The following is a 20287-nucleotide window of genomic DNA, read 5'->3' on the forward strand; positions in this document are numbered from 1 at the left end:
AGCCGGGCCCGCCCCGAGATCGTCTTCTCAGCGCAGAGTCACGCGCTGCGTCAGCGGAGTGTCGTCCACCGACGTTCCGATGTGGACAGTGAACTCCCCCGGCTCGGTCCGCCAGCCGCCGTCCCAGTGCTGGAACGCGCGCGGCGGCACGGACACGGTCGCGTTCGCCGGTCCCGGCGGCGCGTCGACGAGCGCCCAGCCCGCCAGCCACCGCACCGGGCGCTCGACCGCGCTGCCCGGCCGGGACAGGTACACCTGGACCACCTGGCGCCCGGCCCGCGCGCCAGTGTTGGCCAGCCGCACCTCGATCGGCACCGGCTCGTTCGCGGGCGCCTCGGCGGGGACCCGCGCTTCGCGCAGTTCCCAGTCCGTGTAGCCGAGGCCGTGCCCGAACGGGTAGGCCGGGCGCTCGCCGTTGCGCAGCCAGCCGCGGTGTCCAATGTGGATGCCTTCCGCGTAGGTCAGGACACCGTCCGAAGGAACGCCGGACAGCACCGACTTCTCGGCGCCGGTCGCGGGCCAGCCCGCGGGCAGCCGCCCGCCCGGTTCGCGGACGCCGAGCAGCACGTCGGCGACGGCCTCGCCGAACCGTTCGCCGCCGAACCAGCCGAGCAGCACCGCCGCGACCTCGTCCCGCCAGGGCAGCAGGACCGGCGCACCGGAATTGACCAGGACTACCGTGCGCGGGTTGGCCGCGGCGACCGCGCGCACCAGATCGTCCTGGCGCCCGGGCAGCGCCAGCGACGTGCGGTCGAAGCCCTCGCTTTCGATGGTCTCGCCCGTTCCGACGACCACCAGCGCGACGTCCGATTCGGCGGCCAGCGCGGCGGCGGCCGCGATTTCCTCGTCCGGGTCGGCCAGTACGGTCGCGGCACCCAGGGTCACCGCGCGCAGCGGCAGGTCGGTGTCGCTGGTGAACCGCAGCACGATCTCGGAAGCGCCGCCGCCGAATTCGACCGCGGCGGTGACCGCGGGCGGGTCCAGGAACGCGCCACCGAGCAAGCCGCCTTCGGCCTCGGTGACCGTGTCGAGCACCTCGGTGCCGTCGACCGTCAGCACGAGCCTGCCGAGCGCGGCCGCGCCGACGTGGTGGATGCCCGCCGGAGCATTCCACGTCGTACGCAGTTCGATGGTCGCGGTTCCGTCCGGGACGTCGTCCAGCCATACCAGGGTCGCCGCCAGCCGATCCTGAACCGCCACTTCGGTCCCGTCCGTCGCCAGGAAGCGCACCCGCACGCCGCGCTCGCCGGTCACCGGATTGGTCAGGTCCGCCGAGTCGAAAGCGAGCACGCCGTCAGTCACGGTCGCCCCGACGCGGTGGCGGACCACGTCCGCGCCGAGCGCCGAACGCAGTGCGGCGAGCGGGGAAACCACCTCGCGCGGCCGTACGGTGGCGCTTCCGCCGCCCTGGATCCGGGCCCGCTGCGCGTTCTGGCCGAGCACCGCGACCGAGCCGAACCGCGCCGGGTCCCACGGCAACGCGTTTTCGTTGCGCACCAACACCATTCCAGCAGCCGCGACCTCGCGGGCCAGCGCGACGCCGTCTTCGGCCGGCGGCGGCTCCGGGATCACGGACGGCAGCGTGTCCAGCGCACCCACCCGCGCGGCCAGCCGCAGCAGCCGCCGCACCTTCTCGTCCACCGCCTCCTCCGGGACTTCACCGGCCCGCACCGCGTCGACCAGCTGTTGCCCCCACGGGCCCTCCGGGCCGGGCATCACCAGGTCCTGTCCGGCGTTCGCCGCGGCCGCGGTGCTGCGCACGGCCGTCCAGTCGGACACCACCACGCCGTCGAATCCCCAATCCTCCGACAGCGGGTCGCGCAGCAGCTCGTGCTCGGTCATCGTGGTGCCGTTGACGGAGTTGTAGGCCGACATCACCAGCCAGGCGCGGGCCCGCACGACCGCCGCTTCGAACGCGGCGAGATGAACCTCGCGCAGCGTGCGCTCGTCGATCCGGTTGTCGACGGTGAACCGGTCAGTCTCGGCGTCGTTGGCCGCGAAGTGCTTGGGCGTCGCAGCGACGCCAGCCGACTGGACGCCTTCGACGTACGCGACAGCCAGCTCCGCGGTGAGCAGCGGATCCTCGGCGAACGCCTCGAAATGGCGGCCGCCCAACGGAGTGCGCTGCAGGTTGATCGTCGGCCCGAGCACCACGTCGACCCCCTGGCGGCGGGCCTCGGCGCCGAGGGCCGCGCCGTAGCGGCGAGCGAGGCCGGGATCCCAGGTGGCGCCGAGCGCGGTGCCCGACGGCAGCGAAAGCGACGGGTCGCGCTCGTCGAAACTGCGCCCGCGCACGCCCGCCGGGCCGTCGGACAGCACCATCGCGCGGAGCCCGATCGCGGGCTCGGCGTGCGTGCGCCAGAAGTCGGCCCCGGTGAGGAGCCGCACCTTCTGGTTCAGGTCGAGTTTGCCCAGCAGGGCCTGGATGTCACGCTCCACGGCGTCTCCCGAGGGGTAGCAGGTGCGTCCACCGTACCTCAAAATCGAGTGACACTCGATTTTAGCCCTGGGGTAGGGTCCCGGCATGGCCGCATCCGGTCCCCGAGGCCCCTACGCGAAGGGCGCCGAACGTCGGGAGCAAATCCTCCGCACCGCCCTGGAAGTGTTCACCGAAGGCGGCTACCACGGCTCGTCGGTGAAGGAGATCGCACGCCGCGTCGGGGTCACCGAATCGACCTTGTTCCACTACTTCGGGTCGAAACAGGCGATGCTCGCGGCGGTGCTCGCCGCCCGCGACGAACGCACCGCCGCGCTGCTGGACCACGGCGACCCGCTCCCCGGGCTGCTGGAGGTGGCGCGCCGGAACGCGCAGACGCCGGACCTGGTCCGCCTCTACGCGACAACGGCCGCCGAGGCCACCGAGCCGGGCCACGCCGCGCACGAGTGGGTCCGCGACCGGTACGCCCAGGTCTGCGCGGACATAGCCGACCGGCTCGCGGACCGCGCCGGCCCGGGCACCGACCCGGCTTGGGTGGCGCGCATCCTGGTCGCGGTCATGGACGGACTGCAGATCCAGTGGCTGCTCGACGACCGGGTCGACATGGCCGACGACCTCGAACGCTTGGCCGCCCTGCTGGTCGGCGACAAGTGACGGGGCGCCCGGGTCCCGATCGCGCGAGCCAGGACGGCTGATTCGCGCCGTTCCTTCCTGCTCGATCGCGCCAATCTTGGCGAGGACGCGTGCCGCCTTCTCGCTCCGTCACCCGTTGTCGCCGACCGGCTCGTGCCTGGCCCAGTTCGCGAGCCGGCGGGCGATGTCCGTACTCGCCGCCGCGCGGGAACGCCGGCGCGCTTCGGCGGGCTCGCCGGCTAGCACGGCGCGGAACCAGCTCGCGACAGTTTCCGGCGTGGGCACGGGGTCGCCCTCCAGCTCGGCCGTGATCAGCAGGTCCTCGCGGCAGCCGGTTTCCACCGCGAGCGCCCAGCCGCGCTCGGCGGCCCAGATCAGTGCCGCGTCCCGGCCGGGATGGCCGGGCAGCCGGTGGTCCAGCGCGAGGTAGGCGCTGGGGGCATCGGCCCACTCGCACCAGGCGGCTTCCGCTCCGGCGCCCACCGCGTCCGCGATCCGGGCGGTGTAGCGGCGCAGACCGCGTTCGGCCAGCTCCGGCGGGACCTCGTCGTTTCCGGGGCGGTCCGCGGGTTCGATCAACGGCATCAGGACCACGGCAGGTTCCGGACCGGCCGGGGCTTCCGCTCGCGCGGGCCGGGCAGCGAGGTTCGGGTGTTCTGGGGCCAGAGTCGCGGTCACTGATGTCCTCCGGGCGGGTTTTCTCCGTGGCGACGGGAAAGAGGTCCGCTCGGCGACCGCGCGGACCTCGCAGCTGGGCGGAACTCACGAACGACGTTTGCCGACGTTTCCGGCGGGCCGGTTCGAAGAATCGGACGCGGGAGCGCGGACCCGCCCCTCCGCCCACGCCGAAACACGATGCGGCGGAACAACTCCGGGACGATCCGCGCAGCCGACCCGCGAGGGCCGCCGGATCAGGCGTCGATCTCTTTGCGGGTGCCCTGCCCGCCGCTGATCTCGATCTTGCGGGGCTTGGCCTTCTCGGCGACCGGGATCCGCACCGTCAGCACGCCCGCCTCGTAGGCGGCCTTGATCTGGTTGGTGTCCAAGGACTCCCCGAGGAACAACTGCCGGGAGAACACGCCCAGGGGCCGCTCGGACACCTGCATCTCGACCGACTGCTCGGTCATCGCGGGCCGGCGCTCGGCCTTGACGGTCAGCACGTTGCGCTCGATGTTCAGCTCGATCGCGTCCGGGTCGACGCCGGGCAGATCGAACGCGATGACGAACTCGTCGCCGACGCGGTAGGCGTCGAGCGGCATCGCCGCGGGCCGCGACCAGGTCCCCGCGACGTTGGTGAAGGCCTGCTGGGCCAGCCGGTCGAACTCCCGGAACGGGTCAGTGCGCATCAACATGGCGTTTCCTCCCTGTCGTGTCAGCTCTGGTGTCGACGCACACCACAGATCTATCATGTCGTCGAAACGATGACAAGTAGGGTTGTCATTGAAAGGACGACACTGGGTCCGACACGGAACGGTGCCGGTTGCAATCGCGACAAGGGAGTGCTAAATCAGATTTAGCACTCTACGCAGTCGAGTGCTAACCGAGCGCCCGGCGCTCGCCCCGCCGACGGGCCGCGCATCCTGCCGCGATCCCGCCCGGCGCCGCGAACGCCGGCGGGAGGACCTGCCGACCCGCGCGACGCCAGCCGCTGCGACCGCCCCGGCGCCGCGTCCGAACTCCGCACCCCGGGAGTCTGTGATGACCGCAGTAGTCCTGTTCGCCCTGACCGTCGTCGGCTGCGTGGTCGCGACCCTGACCGCCGCGCGCCGCCACCACGTCTGACCCCCGCCCCCGCGACGAACGGAGGAACCCATGGGGCTCGACAAAGTCTGGATCCAGACGCTCAGCGACGGCCTCCTGCGCGCCGATCAGGTCGTCGGACTGACCTCGCACGCCACGCCGTCCCTGCCCGGCAAGGCACCGCGCTGGCTGCTGGACGCGACCGTCGCCGTCGCCGCGGGCAGCGGAGCCGGCGGAAGCACCTGGGACATCGGCATTCTGCACCGGACCCTCGTCCAAACGGCCGACGAACCGACCGAAGCGCCCGAAGCACTGGCCCGCATCCTCGCGCGACTGGACCAGCCGGGCATCGCCGGAATCATCACCCCGTCAGCCACCCGGCACGGCGTCGAGTTCTCCTTCACGTCCTTCGAGGAGGATCCGGCCGAACCGGGGTCCAGCACCACGGCGACCGAGAGAACCGGCTGAACCACACGGCCGGACAGGCCCGGGGCGGCCGCGGCTCCGGCGGATTCCCAGTCGCGGCAAGAGAAAACACCGCCGCGCCTCACGCACCGCGGCCCAGCCGCCTTGATCAGGCCGGCGTCGCATCTGCCGCAGGTGCCGGCCGCACCGACGACGAAACCCGCGGCAGCGGCGGCAAACCCGTCCTCGGCTGTCTGCTGCCGGGCCGGTTCGACTGCAGCCCCGGGTCGCGCGGCCGACGCCGCGGCCGCGCGACCCGGGTGCGTCAGTGCGCGACCAGGAGCGACGGAACCGCAGTCACGACGGCGAGGGTCAGGCTTGCCGCGCCCCACCTGATGCCGACGCGCTGCCACGGCCGGCCGGCGTCCAAGGCGAACCGGCCGGGTCCGGCGAAGGCCAGCGCGGCCGCGCTCATGAACAGGACGATCGCGAGCCCGGAGTTTTCCAAGGGTTTGTCGGCGACCGCCGCGAACGCGTTGATCATGACGCCCATCACCATCGCCGTGGCCAGCGGCATCAGCAGGCCGGACATCACCAGGAGCCCGCCGACGAATTCGCACGTGCCGCCCAGCAGCGCGAAGGGCAGTGCCGGGTGGTAGCCCATTTGCGCGAACGACGCTTCGGTGGCGGCGAGCCCGCCTCCGCCGAAGGCGCCGAACAGCTTCTGTGCCCCGAAGACGGCCAGCACGCCGAACGGGACGATCCGGACCAGCAGCAGGCCCACGTCGGTGTGCGACCAGCCGGCGTGGACGCTGCCGGTCGGGGCGGTCGGTTCAGCTGAGACAGTCGACATCGTTCTCCTCTTTCTGTTGGGATGTGCTGCTCGAGGCGTGGACGAGATCGCGCCGCCCGCCCGCCTCGTATTCGCGGATCACCGGGAATCCCGGTCCGTGCGGGGCCGGCAACCGGGCAGCCTCGTTCCGGTCCCGTCGCTACGATGACCGCGAGTTCCGTTGAAAAAGCGCGGTACTCGATCGGCCAACTCAGCGCCCGCCCGCAGGCTGTCGCGTACCGGCGATCGCGGCGGCCAGTTCCGCGACGCCGGGTTCCTTGAGCACCTCGTAGTGGTCGCAGGCGAGGTCGACGATCGTCGGCGGTGCGGCCGAATAGCCGGTGCGGCCTTCGATGAACGAGTAGTCGTCGCCGGCCGCCTTGAAGATCGTGATCTCCGTGTCCAGACGGCGTTGCGCCAGCTCGTGGAAGCTGTACTCGAATTCGTAGGTCCGCGCCACGATCCGGGCGATCCGGCGGATCGTCGACGGGTCCAGCGCCGGGCGAAGCTCGTGCACGAAGGCGACGAAGCTGTCCTCGTCCCGGGCACGTTCGAGGCAACGCCGGAGGTCCGGACCAGCGATCTTGCCGGCGAACACCGAGAACAGGATCGTGACGTAGGCGGGGTTGGCGTAGGAGGGCTCCCGGCCGAAGCGCTCCGGGTCCGCGCCGGGCACCGCCGGATTGCCGGGACAGATCAGCAGCAGCTGTTCGACGCGTTCTCCGAGTTGTTCCAGCTGCCAAGCGGCTTCGAACGCGACCCGCGCCCCGAAGGAATAGCCCCACAGCAGGTACGGGCCTTCGGTCTGGACCCGGCGAAGCTCCGCGACATCGGCGGCGGCCATCTCCCGGATCGTGGCGTAGGGCTGCTCGCCCGGGTTGATGCCGCGCGCCTGCACGCCGTAGAAGGGCCGTCCGTCGGCGGCTTCCCGGGCCAGCGCGCGGAGATTCATCGGATACCCGCCCAGGCCGGGCCAGCAGAACACCGGCCGTCCCGCCGCCGCGTCGCCGAGCCGGATCAGCCGGGACGACCGGTCTCCCGCTCCGCGCTCGATCCGCTCGGCCAGGCTCGCCGGAGTCGGGTGCTCGAAGATCGCCTGGAGCGGCAGCGCGGCGGCGAACTGCTTGTTGATCCGGTGGACGAGCGTGACCGCGGTCAGCGAGTTGCCGCCGGAGGCGAAGAATTCGTCCGCCATCGAGACCTCGTCGTACTTGAGCGTCTCGCCCCACAGCCGCGCGAGCACCCGCTGCGTCTCGGTGGCGGGAGCGACATACGGGCTCGCGGTGCGCGCGGGACGCACCTGTTCGGACGCGGCGAGCGCCGTGCGGTCCACCTTCCCGTTCGCGGTCAGCGGCAGCCGGTCGAGGACCAGCACGTGCTGCGGGATCATGTAGTCCGGCAGCAGCCGGGCCAGGTCGTCCTTGACGATCTCGGCCGGCCCCTTCATGTGGAGAACGTCTTCCGCCATGCCCTCGCTGCGGATCTGCTCCGCGCCGACCCGGCCGCCCACGAAGAAATACGACGGCCCGGAGACCTCGCCGGCGGCGGAGAGGATGTCGTCGACGCGGCGGGCCGCCGGCAGCGGATGGCCGGACTTGGAGCTGTAGCCCGACGACATGAGCCCGAGGCCGAGTCCGTTGCGCTGCAGGTGATGCAGCTTGGTGCCGAGCCGGAGGTACCGCAGCCACGGCTCTTCGGCGCGGCCGATCGCGGTGATGCCGAACGCCGCTTGGTCATACACCCCGCTGGTTGATGGCGATGACGTGCCGGGCCTGCACGAGCTCCTCGGAAATCTTCGTGAATTCCCCGTCGGCGTAACGGTAGTGCCCGGCCGGGAGACCGGAGACGCGGCCGGGATGGGCCTGGACGTAGAGTTCCGCGTCGTCCGGCCGCGGGCTGCCGTCGTCCGGCCGGATCTCGAACGTGCCGAGGTACTCGTCGCCGGCCGCGCCGCCGAGACTGTCCGCAATGGACGGATCGTGGCCGAGCGGCCGGATGTCCAGGCCGTAGCCGGCCAGCGCTTCCTCGAACACGCCGAGCATGTGCCCGGCCTCGAATTCGAGGACTTCGCTGATGTTGTTCCGGTAGACCGGTTCGATGGCCCGCTTCCGGCCGACGAAGTGGACCGCGAGGCCGGCGCCCGGCCATCGCGGGGAATCCCCGATCCGGACCAGGGCGTGGTCGACCGGGTGGTAGTAGTGAATGCCCGGTGCGACGCCCGCGATCCCGGTGGTGTCCAGGAACAACTGCGTGGCGTACAACGCGCCAGGCGAGGCGTAGGCGTACTTCGGCAGCAGCCGCTGGTCGCTGTGGAACTGGCCGAACCAGCGCAGCAATTCGCCCAGCTGCGCGAACGTCAGTTCGTCGAGCCCTCGCGCCCGGCCCCGCGGCGGCCGGTGTTCGAGCAGGTCGCGCAGTTCGTCCCGCGTCACCGGTCCAGGCTCGTAGTTGCGGTAGGTCTTGCGGGCGAAAACGGTGCGGCGCTGGTGTTCGGTCTCGAGCCGTCCCGGCAGCGGGACCGCCGCCTTTCCGGCCAGCTCGGCCGGTTCCCGCACCCCGGCGCCGGCGAGCTGGGCCTTGACCTGCAGCCGGCTCGACTTGGTCTGGTGGTGCGCGCCGTGGTTGCCCTGGTCCATCAGGGCCGCTTCCTTCGGGTTCAGCTCGATGCACGCGACGAGCGTGTCGAAACCGGTCCGCTCGTCGTTCGCGACGACCACCGCGGCCCGGCGGACCCAGGCGTGCTCCTCGATCGCCAGGCCGATCTCGTCGAGCTCGACCCGGTAGCCGCGCAGCTTGACCTGGTTGTCGGTGCGCCCGGCGAACTGGATGCTCCCGTCCGGGTTCCAGAAGGCCAGGTCCCCGGTCCGGTACAGCCGTTCGGTCGGCACGAACGGCGACCGCACGAACCGTTCCGCCGTCGCCTCCGGGCGGTTCAGGTACCCGCGAGCCAGCTGCGCGCCCCCGACGTACAGCTCGCCGACCTCGCCGATGTCGGCGGGCGAACGATTCTCGTCGAGGATGTAGCACTGCGTGTTGTCGACCGGGAATCCGATCGGGATCGAGCCTGGGCCGTCCCCGAGCGCGTCCGGGTCCACGAGATACGACGTCGCGTTGATGCTGCATTCGGTGGGGCCGTACAGGTTGATCAGCGACGCCGCGGGCAGCTCGCCGGTGATCTGGCGGGCCAGCTGCCGCGACAGGGCTTCGCCGCCGGAGAACACCCGACGCAAGGACGTGCACTGCCCGAGCTGCTCGGTGTCCACCAGAGCCTGCAGGAGAGTCGGCACGCCCTGCAGGGTGTTCACCTGGTGGCGGCGGACGGTGTCGAGGACGGCGTGCGGATCCCGGTGGATTCCCGGCTCGCCCATCACCACCTTGCCGCCGAACGCGGTCGCGAGGATTTCCCACTGGGCCGCGTCGAAACTCATCGGCGTCTTCTGCAGCACGACGGTGTCGCGGTCCAGATAGCCGACCGTGTGCAGCCAGCGCAGCTGCGACACGATGCCGGCGTGCTCGATCTGCACGCCCTTCGGACGGCCCGTGCTGCCCGAGGTGTAGATGACGTAGGCGAGATCGTGCGGAGACGGAAGCGGAACGGGTCCGGCGGCGCGGTCGCGGGCCGCCCGCGGAGTCAGGACTGTCGTGCCGGGCGGCGCGATGGCCGCGACCCGGTCGGCTAAATGCTCCTGGGCGAGGACCGTCTTCGTGCCGCTGTCGGAAAGCATGTAACGCAGCCGCTCTTCGGGGTAGTCCGGCGAGAGCGGCAGATAAGCGGCTCCGGCGCCGAGAATTCCCCAGACGCCGCAGACCAGATCCGCCGACGGCTCCGCGAAAAGCCCGACGCGGTCGTCCGGCCCGGCACCGGCCCGGCGGAGGCCGGCGGCGAGGCTCGCGGCCTCGCGGTGCAGTTCGAGACGGGTCAACGACCGTTCGGCCGAGACGACCGCGATCGCGTCCGGCTGGTCCGCGACCTGCCGGCGCAGCAGGCTGATCAGGTCGGCGCCGAGACGGGTGCCGGGTTTGCGGGTGCTGAGCTGGGTGGTTTCCACTGTCTTCCTCGCAGGCGAGCGTCCGGTCAGGACGACGGGGTGGGCAGGGACGGGGAGGAGGCCGGCCGGCTTTCGGCGGGCGGAAGCCGCGGGGAACGGGGCTGGGCGAGCGCGACGGCGACGACGATCAGCCCGGCGCCGGCGGCCTGGAGCACGGAAAACCCTTGTCCCAGAACGACATAGCCGAGCACCGCCGCGGCCAGCGGACTCGCGAACCCGAGAAACGACACGGCGAGGGCGGGAAGCCGTTCGATGCCGCGGAACCAGATCAGGTAAGCCAGCAAAGCGCCGACGAGACTGAGGTAGGCGAACCCGGCCAGGTTCGTACCGGAGACGTGCCCGGGCACTCCCTCGAACAACACGGCGATCGGCAGCACGGCGAGCCCGCCGACGGTCAGCTGCCATCCGGTGAACGCGAGCAGGCTCGCGCTTTCCGGACGCCCCCACCGCTTCGTCAGCACCACGCCCGCTGCCATGCACGCAGCACCGCCGAGACCGCTCAGGACACCGATCGCGTCCACGCCGGCGTCGGGGCGCAACACCAGCATCGCGACCCCGGCCGCACCCAGCACGCAGGACACGAGGTGCCGGCCGGAGATCCTGGTCTGCAACAACAACACCGACAGCAGCAGCACCAGCATCGGCTGTGCCGACACCATCAGCGCCGCGACGCCGCCCGGCAAGTGGTAGGCCGCGACGAACAACAGACAGAAGAACGCGCCGATGTTGAGCAGCCCGAGCACCACCGCACGCCACCACCAGATTCCCCGGGGCAGCACCCGGGTCGCCGCGAGCAGCACGAGCCCGGCCGGCAATGCCCGGACCACCGCCGCCAGCAGCGGCCGGTCCGGCGGCAGCAGTTCCGTGGTCACCAGGTAGGTGCTGCCCCAGATCGCCGGGGCCACCGCGGTCAGTGCGGCGTCCAGCACCGAGTTGGCCGATTTCATCCGGAATCATTCCCCGCAAAAGGTCGGGCACCGGCAGGCCGAACCGGAAGAAAACGCTTTCACGTTCTCCGCGAAACCCGCCGAAAAGGTCAGCTCATCGTCGAGCGCGGACCGGCGGCGGACAAGCAACACGCGGTTAATCGGCGGGCAACGCGACATGGCCGGGCCCCGGTCAGGGCGGCGAACGCAAGCCCCGCAGGCTATGCGGAGGCCGTCCCCGACGAAACCAATTCCAGGTAAACCGTGCGGCATTGCGCCTAACGGCCCAACAGGAATCCCGCCAAGAACGGCACAACGCCCAAAATCCGGGACAAAGCGCGCCCGCGACGCGGTGATCGAAACCGTCGCGACGCCTCCTGTGACAACCGCCACCGAGCTGCACCGGTTACCGTCCTCGGAAGAACGAGTTCACCGGCAGTACCGCTGGCGGTTTCCTTTCCGTGTTTGCATCCCCGCCATGACTACGCGACCGCGACCCGAGCGTGCGCTCAGCCCGATGACCGCCGTGGCCGGCCGGCTGCCGGTCAACCAGCGCGGCTGGGCATGGGAACTGAAGCAGGCGGGCGTCCGGGCGCTGGCCGTTCTCGACGAGCACGGACTGCGCTGGCAAGGTCGTGACGGCGCGCCGGCGCCGGACAGCCATCCCGCGCTGGCCCGGATGGCCGAGGACCTCGGCGGCCGCCGGCTGGTCCTCGACGGAGTCATCTCGCCACCCCGCGACGCGCCGTCCTATCGGGCTTTCGACGTGCTCCGCATCGACGGGCACGACCTCACCGGCGAGCCCTACGCCGTCCGCCGCAAACTTCTCCGCAGCCTCGGCCTCGGCCGCTCGCCGGTGATCGAAATACTCCCGAGCCACCGCGGCCTCGGACCGGCGCAGCTAGCCCAGCTGGCGCGGCAGCACAACGCCGCCGGAATCGTCGGCAAGCACCTGGCGTCCCCGTACCTGCCGGGACAAGCATCGCGAGACTGGATCGAACTCGACCTGCTGCGCGGATGCGAAGCGGTGATCGGCGGCTGGCAGCCGAGCCAGGACCACGGACCCGCGCACGTGGGCGCTGTCCTCCTCGGCGTCTACACCCAGGCCCGGCAACTCGTCTACATCGGCCGAGTCCACTCGGGCTTCACCAACGCGTCCCGGCGCGCGCTAGCGTCCGTCCTGGAAGAACTCGCCGCCGACGACTGCCCCTTCGCCGGCCGGGGCCCGACCGGCCGCGACCGGAACGCCCACTGGGTCCGGCCCACTCTCATCGCCGACGTGAACTACCGCGCCATCACCGCCGACGGCCGCCTCCGGCAACCGACCTGGCGCGGCCTGCGCACCGACATCGACCCCCAAGACCAAGCATGGAACGGATCACTGCGGCTGCGGCTCACCCATCTCGCCGACTAGCGCCAAACGGCCGCGGGCTCTCCGCCCCGTGACTCGATGCCCAGCTTCTGATCAGCCGTTGCCGAACACAAAGCGGATCAACGCAAACGGTTTCACCGGCGTCGGTGCCGCGGTCCGAGGTAGACCGCGCGGCCGTATCCGCGACGGCCTCTCGTAGGCTTCGGCCGCGTGGGCGAGCCAGCCTGCTGTCCTGGCACCCGGGGGTCGGCTTCGGGGTACCCCGGGTGTCCGAATACAGGCAGCTCAGGCAGTCAGTTACTGCTCTGCGCGGCAGCGGCTCTCACTGTCGCCACCATCGCCTTCGTTCCCGCCTGCGACGGTCTTCCTGGCGGATGATCATGCCGCAGCGATCCGTCGCGTCGATTTTCAAGCGACAAAACCATTGCTGCCAAGGCACAATCAGCCTCACCCAACGAAAAATGGAGACCACCAAGTGCCCAACCAGCTCAGACCCGCTGTTCCGCGCCGTGATGTGCGGGCCAGCTTCACAGACCAGACCGTCACCGTCTACCAGGCTTACTCGCGGCAAATCGCCGACGCAGCAGTCGAAGCCCAGACTTTTGTGGCGCCGTTCAAGCGCGAGCGGATGACCTGGATCAAGCCCTCCTTCCTGTGGATGATGTACCGGTCCGGGTGGGCGGCCAAGCCGGACCAGGAACGTGTCCTCGAAATCCAACTCACCCGCGACGGTTTCGAATGGGCGCTCGCGCACGCTGCCCTCAGCAGCTACGAGCCCGGTACCTACGCGAGCCAGCAACATTGGGCTGAACGCAAACGGATCAGTCCCGTCCGCATTCAATGGGATCCCGACCGGTCGCTCACCCTTGCCCCGCTCAGCCGGCGCGCCATTCAGATCGGGCTGTCCAGCGAGGCTGTCGACCGCTACCTCGATCAGTGGATCACCAGCATCACGGACGTCACCCCGCTCGCCACGCGCATCCACCGCCTGGTCAGCTCCGGTCATCTCGACGCCGCTCAGGAAGAACTGCCGGTCGAACAGGTTTATCCGGTCCCCGCACACATTCTCGGCCTCATCGGCGGCAGCGAGCGTGGCGGACTCTCGTCGTGATGGCGCTGTGGCAGCAAAAATGGCCCCATTGCCACCCTGCGTCGGCTCATCTGCTGAAGCACGTTTACCGCGAGCGATGGGTGCGTTTCCACAGCTTGCCTGAGTCCCGACGGTATCCCGGCACCTGCGCTGAGTACGGCATCCCTACGACGGAGGCGCGGACGTCCTGCTGCCGACCACCGCGGAACGCGACCAGCTGAAAAGTCGGCACGCCACCTGGCTTTCCGCTCATCACCTCGGTTTCTGAGCGCTCCATCCCCACCCCGGGGAATAACGACCTGCCGGAAGCGTTCCGCACCTGCGTGATCAATGTGCTCTGTTACGGCGATTCCAACACCTACGGCCAGCGTTCCGAGGAAGTCAGCCGCGGACGGTGGCCGGCAGACGTTCGGTGGACCGGGCAGCTGGCGGGCCTCCTCGGCAGCGGATATCACGTGATCGAGGAGGGACTCGGAGGCCGCACCACCGATCTCGATTACCCGGAGTCGATGAACCGGCCGGGACGCAACGGACGCACCTACCTGTTGCCCGCCTTGCTCAGCCACAATCCGCTCGATGTCGTCGTGCTGATGCTCGGCACCAATGACTTGAAGATCCAATTCGGACGAACGGTGCCGGAGGCGGCAGCCGCGATCGCCGGGCTGCTGGACGAGATCGCCGCATACGGGAGGACGGACGCTGGGCAGCCACCGAAGGTCGTGTTGGTGGCACCGCCCCGTATCAATGTGAGCGCACCGGACTTCGCGGACGTCAACGGAGCCTTCTACGACGCGACGTCCGCGGCCAAAGCGGCGCAGCTGGCCGAACCGCTCGCGGAATTGGCCGCGGCGCGTGGTACGGCGTTCGTCGACGCTGGCGTCGTGGCGGAGCCGGGGGCCGACGGGACGCACTTCAGCGTGCCCTCGCACGAACGGTTCGCCCGGGTGCTCGCGGATGAAGTGCGTCGAGTGGCTGGTTGAGCGATCTACCGCGGAGATGCGTCACTGCCGCATTCAAAACCGGATTCTGAGTGCGGCCGATGCCTCCGGTCCGTGAAGGACTCCTTGAGGGAATCAGATTCCCTCAAGGAGCCCTTCACGGACCACGGCTGCCTGCACGGGTCCGGGCGTGGAGAAACCCTTGCCAGAAGGGCGTCGAATGGTTCAGACCAGCAGAACCCGGCGTCCTCGGGTGTGTCCGGCCTGGCTGTCCGCATGCGCCGCAGAGGCTTCGGCCAGCGGGTAGGACTTGTCGACTGGGATGCGGAGTTTTCCACGCTCGATCAACTCGACCGTCTCGGTCAGTGCTTCGGTCATGCTCCCGCCCACTCCGGCGAACCGGATGCCCAGCATCGGGGCCTCCAGATCGGCGATGGTGAGCACCCGCGAAGGATCCCCGGTCAGCTCCAGCAAGCCGCGGATCACGCCGGTGCCGTTGAGGTCCAGCGCCGCATCGACCTGGCCGAACTGGCGTACCCGGTCGACCCAGCCCTCGCCGTAGGTGGTCGCGATCGCGCCCAGGCTCCGCACGTAGTCCTGGTTCGCCGCGCTGGCCGTGCCGATCACCTTGATTCCGCGGTCGCGCGCGATCTGCAGAACCGCTGATCCGACGCCGCCCGCGGCACCGCTCACCACCAGCGTCTGTCCGGTTTGGACACCGATCAGGCGGAGGACCCGAAGCGCGGTCTCGACCACCGACGGGTACCCGGCCGCCTCGGCGAAGCTGAGACCGGACGGCAGGGGCGCCCAGGAATTCAGCACCGCGAACTCGGCGTAGGTGTTGACGCCTCGGCCCAGCACCAGGTCCCCCACCGCCACGCCCGAGACGCCTTCGCCGACCTCGTCGACCACTCCGGAGGCGTCTTGGCCGACGCCGGCGGGCAGTTCGATCGGGCGGATCCGCTGGAACTGTCCTTCGCGAGTGCGCCAATCGTGCGGGTTCACGCCCGCCGCTCGCACGGCGACGCGGACCTGGCCGGGCCCGGCGTGGGGTTCGGGGACTTCGGCCAGCTCAAGGACTTCGGGGCCGCCATAGGCGGCGAAGCGCACGGCTTTCATGCCGCCCAGTTAACAACAACGGTTAGTGTTTTGCAACGGTTAGCATCATCCGGAGACTGGGCCCTCGCCTCGCCGGTGCAACCGGAACAACCCGCTACGGCAACTTCGCGAATCCCCAGAGCGGCAACCAGGGAAGCATCATCCGCGACGGCTGGGACTTGCCTCCCGGCAGCGATCCCGACGAGCACGGTGCCGCGCCGGGAGTACTAGCTCCGGGCAGTCCGCACCCGCACCGCGCTCCCCGCGCAGACGATCACCGCCAAGCCGCCCAGCAGGGTTTGCCAGGTCAGTTCTTCGCCCAGGAAGACCGCCGCCCACAGCAGGTTCAGCACCGGCTGCACCAACTGCACCTGGCTGACCTGCGTCATCGGCCCCAGGCCCAGCCCCCGGTACCACGCGAAGAAGCCCAGGTACATGCTCACCACCGCCAGGTAAGCGAAAGCCGCCCATTCGCTCACTGTCGCATGTGGAGGGTGACTGGCCATCGAAACGACGGTCAACGCGACCATCAACGGCGAGGCCACCACCAGCGCCCACGAAACCGTCTGCCACGCGCCCAATTCCCGCGCCAGCAACCCGCCCTCGGCGTAGCCGACCGCGGCCGCCAGCACTGCGCCGAAGAAAAGCGCGTCCGACCACTGCATTCCGCTGAGACCGCCGCCTTGCAGGACGGCGAAGCCGATCGCGGCGATGGCGCCGACTGCGGCGAGAGCCCAGAAAACCGCGGGCGGGCGTTCACGCGTGCGGAGCACCGCTACTACCGCGGTCGCGGCGGGGAGCAGCGCGATGACGACGGAGCCGTGGCTGGCCGAGGCAGTGGTGAGGGCGTACGAGGTCAGCATCGGGAAGCCGACCACCACTCCGCCCGCGACGACGGCTAGGCGGAACCACTGCGTACCGCGCGGAAGGCGTTGTTTCGTGGCGATCAGTGCGACGGTCGCGAGCACCGCGGCGACCGCGGCGCGCGCGGAGCCGATGAACATCGCCGAGAGCCCGCCGTTCTCCACCGCGACGCGGGTGAACGGCACGGTGAACGAGAACGCCACGACGCCGAGCAGGCCCCACCAGAGCCCGGATCGGGGTAGCGCCGGTGCGACGGGGAGAGTAGCGCTATCCTTCAGTTTCATGTCTGACGATAGCAGCTCCCGGATCGCTTCGACACTGCGCGAGTGGATCGCCACTGCCCCGGCCGGAGCGAAGCTGCCGTCGTCGCGGGAGCTGGTCGCGCGGTATTCGGCCAGTCCGGTGACGGTCCAGAAAGCACTGCGCAGCCTCTCTTCCCAAGGGCTGGTGGAAAGCCTGCCCGGGGTCGGCACGTTCGTCCGTGCCGCGCCCGCCGCCGGGTCCGGCGACTACGGCTGGCAGACCGCGGCGCTCGGCATCCCCGGGCACGGGCCGCTCAAGCAGCCCGCGTCCCTGCAGCCGGCATCCACCAGCTCGGTAGCGCTTCATTCCGGCTATCCCGATCCGGAGCTGCTGCCGGAACGCCTCGTCCGCAGTGCGTTCGCGCGGGCGGCGCGCACGGCGGCGCTGGTCGGACGGCCGCCGACCGCGGGTGTTCCCGAACTGCAAGCCTGGTTCGCCGCGGAACTGCGTGCGGCGACCCCCGCACAGGCCGCCCCGGCGACCCCGCGGGACGTGGTGATCACCCCGGGCAGCCAAAGCGGGCTGGTCACCGCGTTCCGCGCGCTGGTCGGTCCGGGACAGCCGCTGCTGCTGGAATCCCCCACGTACTGGGGCGCGCTTCTCGCCGCGACGAAGGCGGGCGTCGCGGTCGTGCCGGTGCCGAGCGGCCCGAACGGGCCGGACCCCGACGTGCTGGACCGGACGTTCGAGCAAACCGGCGCGCGGGCCTTCTACGCGCAGCCCAGCTTTGCCAGCCCGACCGGCGCGCTGTGGCAGCCCGATCTGGCCGACCGCGTCCTCGACACCGTCCGCCGGCACGGCGCGTTCCTGATCGAAGACGACTCCGCGCACGATTTCGGCATCACCGCGGAACCGCAGCCGCTCGCGGGCCGCGACGACGACGGTCACGTGGTCTACCTTCGCTCGCTCACCAAGAGCGTCTCCCCCGCGATCCGCGTCGCCGCGCTGATCGCCCGAGGCCCGGCACGCGACCGGATTCTCGTCGACACCCTGGCGGAATCGATGTACGTCAGCACAGTGCTGCAAACCGTCGCGCTCGATGTGGTCACCCAGCCCGCGTGGCGTACGCACCTGCGGCGGGTCCGGCACCAGCTCAAGACCCGGCGCGACCTGCTGCTCACCGGCCTCCGCGAGCACGCGCCCGCAGTACAGGTGGAATCCGTGCCGCAGGGCGGGTTGAACCTCTGGGCGCGCCTGCCCGGAACGGTCGACCTGGCGCGCGTGGTCCGCGACTGCGAGTCCGCCGGCGTGATCATCGGTCCCGGCGACGAATGGTTCCCCGCCGAGCCGACCGGCCGGTTCATCCGGCTCAACTACGCCGGACCGAATCCGGACGCGTTCGCCGACGCCGCGCGGGTGATCCAGGAGGCGGTGCTGGCGAACGCCTGAACGTCAGCCGTTTTCCGTGCGCAGCGCGGCCTTTTGCACCTTCCCGGACGGCGTGAGCGGCAGACTCTCGCGGAGCACGATCTGGCGCGGGACTTTGTAATCGGCGAGCTTGCCCGCGCAGAACTTCTTCAGCTCCTCTTCGGTGACCGCCGAATCCGGTGCCGGGACGACGTAATACCGGCCGATCTCCCCGAGCACCGGATCGGGCACGCCGACCCCGGCCGCCAGCATGACTCCGGGATGCGCGGCGAGCACGTTCTCCACCTCGACCGGGTAGATGTTGAATCCGCCTTGGACGAACATGTCCTTGGCCCGGCCGTGCAGCGTCAGGTAGCCGTCCTCGTCCGCCTGGGCCATGTCGCCGGTGTGCAGCCAGCCGTCCGCGTCGATCGCCGCCGCGGTTTCCGCCGGCAGATTGTGGTAGCCCGCCATCATCGACGGAGTCCGGAACAGCAATTCGCCAGTTTCCCCGGCAGGCAGCGCTTCTCCGGACGGCGAGGCGATTTTCGCTTCCACCCCGGGGAAAGGAACTCCGATCGAGCGTTCGGTCGCTTCCGTGCTGGCACCCCACGGCGTCATCACCACGGCGCCAGAGACCTCGCTCAGCCCGTACAGATTCATCACGGTCGCCTTCGGGAACGCAGTCGTAAGACGTTGCAACAGAGCAGGTTCCGCGTTCGCCCCGCCCGTCACGACTACGCGAATCGCGGACGTGTCGACGCCCGCGAAACGTTCGTGGTTCAGCAGCAGCGTATGCATGGTCGGCACGCCGACCCACAGCGTCAGACCAGCCGTGCGAAACAGCTCGGCGGCCGCACCGGCGGCAAAGGACGGCAGCAGGACCGTCCGGCTGCGCGCGACCAACGCGGACAGGACGGCGCAGGTGATGCCGCTGACGTGGTTCAGCGGAACAGCTACCGGCAGCACGTCGTCGGGGCTGAGTTGAAGATGGTCGGCTTCCGCGGCGGCGGACGCCAGCTGGCCGCGATGGGTCAGCGTCGCGCCTTTCGGACGGCCGGTCGTGCCGGAGGTGTAGATGATCATCACCGGGTCGTCGTTTTCGACTGCCGCCGAAGCCGCGGCCAGGGCCTCGGCGTCCGGCTCCGCCGAGCCCAGGTCGTCGAATGTCTCGACGGAAACGCCGGGCAGGTCGAGTTTCCCGAGCAGGGCAAGGAAATCGACGTCGCCCGCGGAAGGTTCGGTCACCACGACCCGCGCGCCGGAATCGCTCAGGATGTGCGCGAATTCGGTTTCCCGGTACCGCGGGCTCAAGCCCACCACCACGGCCCCGATCTTCGCCGCGGCGAAATACACCGCGAGCCACTCCGGCGTCGTGCGCCCGTTGACCGCGACCCGGTCGCCGCGCCGCACGCCCCGGCGCAGGAAATCGGCGGCGATCCGGTCCGACCAGGAGTCCATTTCGGAGAACCGGATGTCCCGGGAACCGGCCGTCCAGCCGACGGCGTCCGCCGGAGCGCTCCGGAGCAGGTCGTGAATACGCGTCATCGCTCGTCCTCACTGTTCAGGTGGACGGCAAGGAAGCCGAGCTGATCCGCGACGACCTTTTCGACCACAGTCGGATGGTAAACCGGGAAATGATCCGCGCCGCGATGCTTCGGCACCGCCCGGGGCGCTTCGTCGGCCACCGCGGCCGCGTCCGCCGCGTACCGGGCTCCTGCTGGAAATCGAACGCCAGCACGGCGAAATCCGCCTCGGAGAACGAGGTTTCGCACTGGTCGAGCGTCTTCTCGTTCGTCGCGCCGCCGCACTGCGCGAGCACCACCGCAGCGCAGCGGTCCGCACTCGTCGCGGCCCGAGCGGAAGCGGGTGCATGATCCCTCCATCAAGTACGTTGTACGTGAACTTGGCTGAACACGTACCTTGTACTTAATCAGGGAGCACCGTGCCCGCACCGCGGAAGTTCACCCGCGAACGCCTGCAGACCGCCGCGCTCGCACTGGTCGACGCCGCCGGGCTGGCCGGCCTGACGATGCGCAGCCTCGCGGCCGAACTGGGCACCGGGCCGATGACGATCTACAACTACGTCGACGGCCGGGACGGGCTGGAGCAGCTCGTGACCGAAGCGGTGCTGGCGGCGGCGACCTGGCCGGAGCCTTCCGGCGACTGGCGCGCGGACGTCCACGCGGGTCGCCGAGGGGATGTGGCGGGCGGTGCGGGCGCATCCGCACGCCCTCCCGCTGGTCCTGACCC

Annotated in this window: 17 protein-coding genes and 2 pseudogenes; 8 read left to right on the plus strand and 11 right to left on the minus strand. The window is 70.2% G+C overall.

What is annotated here, in order from left to right:
• Positions 1-27 precede the first annotated feature (27 nt).
• Positions 28-2439: a beta-glucosidase family protein gene (locus tag L942_RS09010; protein ID WP_235078982.1), complete on the minus strand. Its 2412-nt coding sequence runs from the start codon at positions 2437-2439 to the stop codon at positions 28-30.
• Positions 2440-2524: 85 nt separating this feature from the next.
• Here L942_RS09010 and L942_RS09015 point away from each other — a divergent pair, with 85 nt between their 5' ends.
• Positions 2525-3091, plus strand: coding sequence for a TetR/AcrR family transcriptional regulator (locus L942_RS09015; protein ID WP_037357375.1), 567 nt, complete (start codon positions 2525-2527; stop codon positions 3089-3091).
• Between the two features lie 108 nt (positions 3092-3199).
• On the opposite strand, the gene L942_RS44190 is transcribed toward L942_RS09015, so the two are convergent.
• Both L942_RS44190 and L942_RS09025 read right to left on the minus strand, forming a co-directional pair.
• The gene (locus tag L942_RS44190; protein WP_158684445.1) at positions 3200-3748 is read right to left on the minus strand and encodes a DUF6292 family protein; all 549 of its coding nucleotides are present in this window, start codon (positions 3746-3748) and stop codon (positions 3200-3202) included.
• Positions 3749-3981: 233 nt separating this feature from the next.
• Complete coding sequence (locus L942_RS09025; protein WP_037357377.1) at positions 3982-4422, minus strand: Hsp20/alpha crystallin family protein; 441 nt, start codon at positions 4420-4422, stop codon at positions 3982-3984.
• A gap of 460 nt (positions 4423-4882) precedes the next feature.
• Between L942_RS09025 and L942_RS09030 the strand changes: the two genes are divergently transcribed.
• A complete protein-coding gene (locus L942_RS09030; RefSeq protein WP_037357379.1) occupies positions 4883-5278 on the plus strand; it encodes a hypothetical protein in 396 nt (131 codons plus the stop codon).
• Between the two features lie 262 nt (positions 5279-5540).
• Here the strand turns inward: L942_RS09030 and L942_RS09035 are convergent, their stop codons facing one another.
• From L942_RS09035 to L942_RS09045, 4 genes are all read right to left on the minus strand, one after another.
• Positions 5541-6068 (minus strand): DoxX family protein, encoded by a 528-nt coding sequence (locus tag L942_RS09035; RefSeq protein WP_037357381.1) that lies wholly within the window; start codon positions 6066-6068, stop codon positions 5541-5543.
• Positions 6069-6258: 190 nt separating this feature from the next.
• On the minus strand, positions 6259-7788 hold the full coding sequence (locus L942_RS45285) for a thioesterase domain-containing protein (protein ID WP_235078985.1): 1530 nt from the start codon (positions 7786-7788) through the stop codon (positions 6259-6261).
• Positions 7781-10096 (minus strand): amino acid adenylation domain-containing protein, encoded by a 2316-nt coding sequence (locus tag L942_RS45290; protein WP_235078991.1) that lies wholly within the window; start codon positions 10094-10096, stop codon positions 7781-7783. The genes L942_RS45285 and L942_RS45290 overlap by 8 nt, the downstream gene beginning before the upstream one ends.
• A gap of 26 nt (positions 10097-10122) precedes the next feature.
• The gene (locus L942_RS09045) at positions 10123-11043 is read right to left on the minus strand and encodes an EamA family transporter (protein ID WP_037357383.1); all 921 of its coding nucleotides are present in this window, start codon (positions 11041-11043) and stop codon (positions 10123-10125) included.
• A gap of 496 nt (positions 11044-11539) precedes the next feature.
• Between L942_RS09045 and L942_RS09050 the strand changes: the two genes are divergently transcribed.
• From L942_RS09050 to L942_RS09060, 4 genes and pseudogenes are all read left to right on the plus strand, one after another.
• Entirely contained in the window at positions 11540-12436 is an 897-nt protein-coding gene (locus L942_RS09050) for an ATP-dependent DNA ligase (RefSeq protein ID WP_037357385.1), read from the plus strand.
• Positions 12437-12869: 433 nt separating this feature from the next.
• A complete protein-coding gene (locus L942_RS09055; protein ID WP_037357387.1) occupies positions 12870-13505 on the plus strand; it encodes a DUF4291 domain-containing protein in 636 nt (211 codons plus the stop codon).
• A 151-nt stretch (positions 13506-13656) separates the two neighbouring features.
• A pseudogene (locus L942_RS46285) lies at positions 13657-13752 on the plus strand (DUF3885 domain-containing protein); the annotation flags it as partial.
• A 55-nt stretch (positions 13753-13807) separates the two neighbouring features.
• Positions 13808-14464 carry a GDSL-type esterase/lipase family protein gene (locus L942_RS09060; protein ID WP_037357389.1) on the plus strand — a complete coding sequence of 219 codons (657 nt, stop codon included), beginning with the start codon at positions 13808-13810 and terminating at the stop codon, positions 14462-14464.
• Positions 14465-14647: 183 nt separating this feature from the next.
• Here L942_RS09060 and L942_RS09065 read toward each other — a convergent pair whose 3' ends face one another.
• Positions 14648-15541 (minus strand): NADP-dependent oxidoreductase, encoded by an 894-nt coding sequence (locus L942_RS09065; RefSeq protein ID WP_037357390.1) that lies wholly within the window; start codon positions 15539-15541, stop codon positions 14648-14650.
• A gap of 206 nt (positions 15542-15747) precedes the next feature.
• Positions 15748-16668: a DMT family transporter gene (locus L942_RS09070; protein ID WP_037357392.1), complete on the minus strand. Its 921-nt coding sequence runs from the start codon at positions 16666-16668 to the stop codon at positions 15748-15750.
• Here L942_RS09070 and L942_RS09075 point away from each other — a divergent pair.
• Entirely contained in the window at positions 16667-18076 is a 1410-nt protein-coding gene (locus L942_RS09075; protein WP_037357394.1) for an aminotransferase-like domain-containing protein, read from the plus strand. The two genes, L942_RS09070 and L942_RS09075, sit on opposite strands and share 2 nt — an antisense overlap.
• A gap of 3 nt (positions 18077-18079) precedes the next feature.
• On the opposite strand, the gene L942_RS09080 is transcribed toward L942_RS09075, so the two are convergent.
• Together L942_RS09080 and L942_RS44195 are read right to left on the minus strand one after the other, a co-directional pair.
• Positions 18080-19582, minus strand: a complete 1503-nt coding sequence (locus L942_RS09080; protein ID WP_037357396.1) for a class I adenylate-forming enzyme family protein — start codon at positions 19580-19582, stop codon at positions 18080-18082.
• A complete protein-coding gene (locus L942_RS44195; protein ID WP_158684446.1) occupies positions 19579-19722 on the minus strand; it encodes a hypothetical protein in 144 nt (47 codons plus the stop codon). Before L942_RS44195 ends, L942_RS09080 begins: the two co-directional genes overlap by 4 nt.
• A 257-nt stretch (positions 19723-19979) precedes the next feature.
• Here L942_RS44195 and L942_RS09090 point away from each other — a divergent pair.
• Positions 19980-20287 (plus strand): annotated as a pseudogene (locus tag L942_RS09090) (hypothetical protein); the annotation flags it as partial.

Origin of the sequence: Amycolatopsis orientalis DSM 43388, from assembly GCF_000411975.1 — a bacterium.
Classification (GTDB): domain Bacteria; phylum Actinomycetota; class Actinomycetes; order Mycobacteriales; family Pseudonocardiaceae; genus Amycolatopsis; species Amycolatopsis orientalis_D.

Coding starts and splice junctions, on each gene's coding strand:
- L942_RS09025 (WP_037357377.1), bottom strand. CDS start 4,422: ATGTTGATGCGCACTGACCCGTTCCGGGAGTTCGACCGGCTGGCCCAG.
- L942_RS09045 (WP_037357383.1), bottom strand. CDS start 11,043: ATGAAATCGGCCAACTCGGTGCTGGACGCCGCACTGACCGCGGTGGCC.
- L942_RS09030 (WP_037357379.1), top strand. CDS start 4,883: ATGGGGCTCGACAAAGTCTGGATCCAGACGCTCAGCGACGGCCTCCTG.
- L942_RS09050 (WP_037357385.1), top strand. CDS start 11,540: ATGACCGCCGTGGCCGGCCGGCTGCCGGTCAACCAGCGCGGCTGGGCA.
- L942_RS09070 (WP_037357392.1), bottom strand. CDS start 16,668: ATGAAACTGAAGGATAGCGCTACTCTCCCCGTCGCACCGGCGCTACCC.
- L942_RS09065 (WP_037357390.1), bottom strand. CDS start 15,541: ATGAAAGCCGTGCGCTTCGCCGCCTATGGCGGCCCCGAAGTCCTTGAG.
- L942_RS09075 (WP_037357394.1), top strand. CDS start 16,667: ATGTCTGACGATAGCAGCTCCCGGATCGCTTCGACACTGCGCGAGTGG.
- L942_RS09035 (WP_037357381.1), bottom strand. CDS start 6,068: ATGTCGACTGTCTCAGCTGAACCGACCGCCCCGACCGGCAGCGTCCAC.
- L942_RS09080 (WP_037357396.1), bottom strand. CDS start 19,582: ATGACGCGTATTCACGACCTGCTCCGGAGCGCTCCGGCGGACGCCGTC.
- L942_RS09015 (WP_037357375.1), top strand. CDS start 2,525: ATGGCCGCATCCGGTCCCCGAGGCCCCTACGCGAAGGGCGCCGAACGT.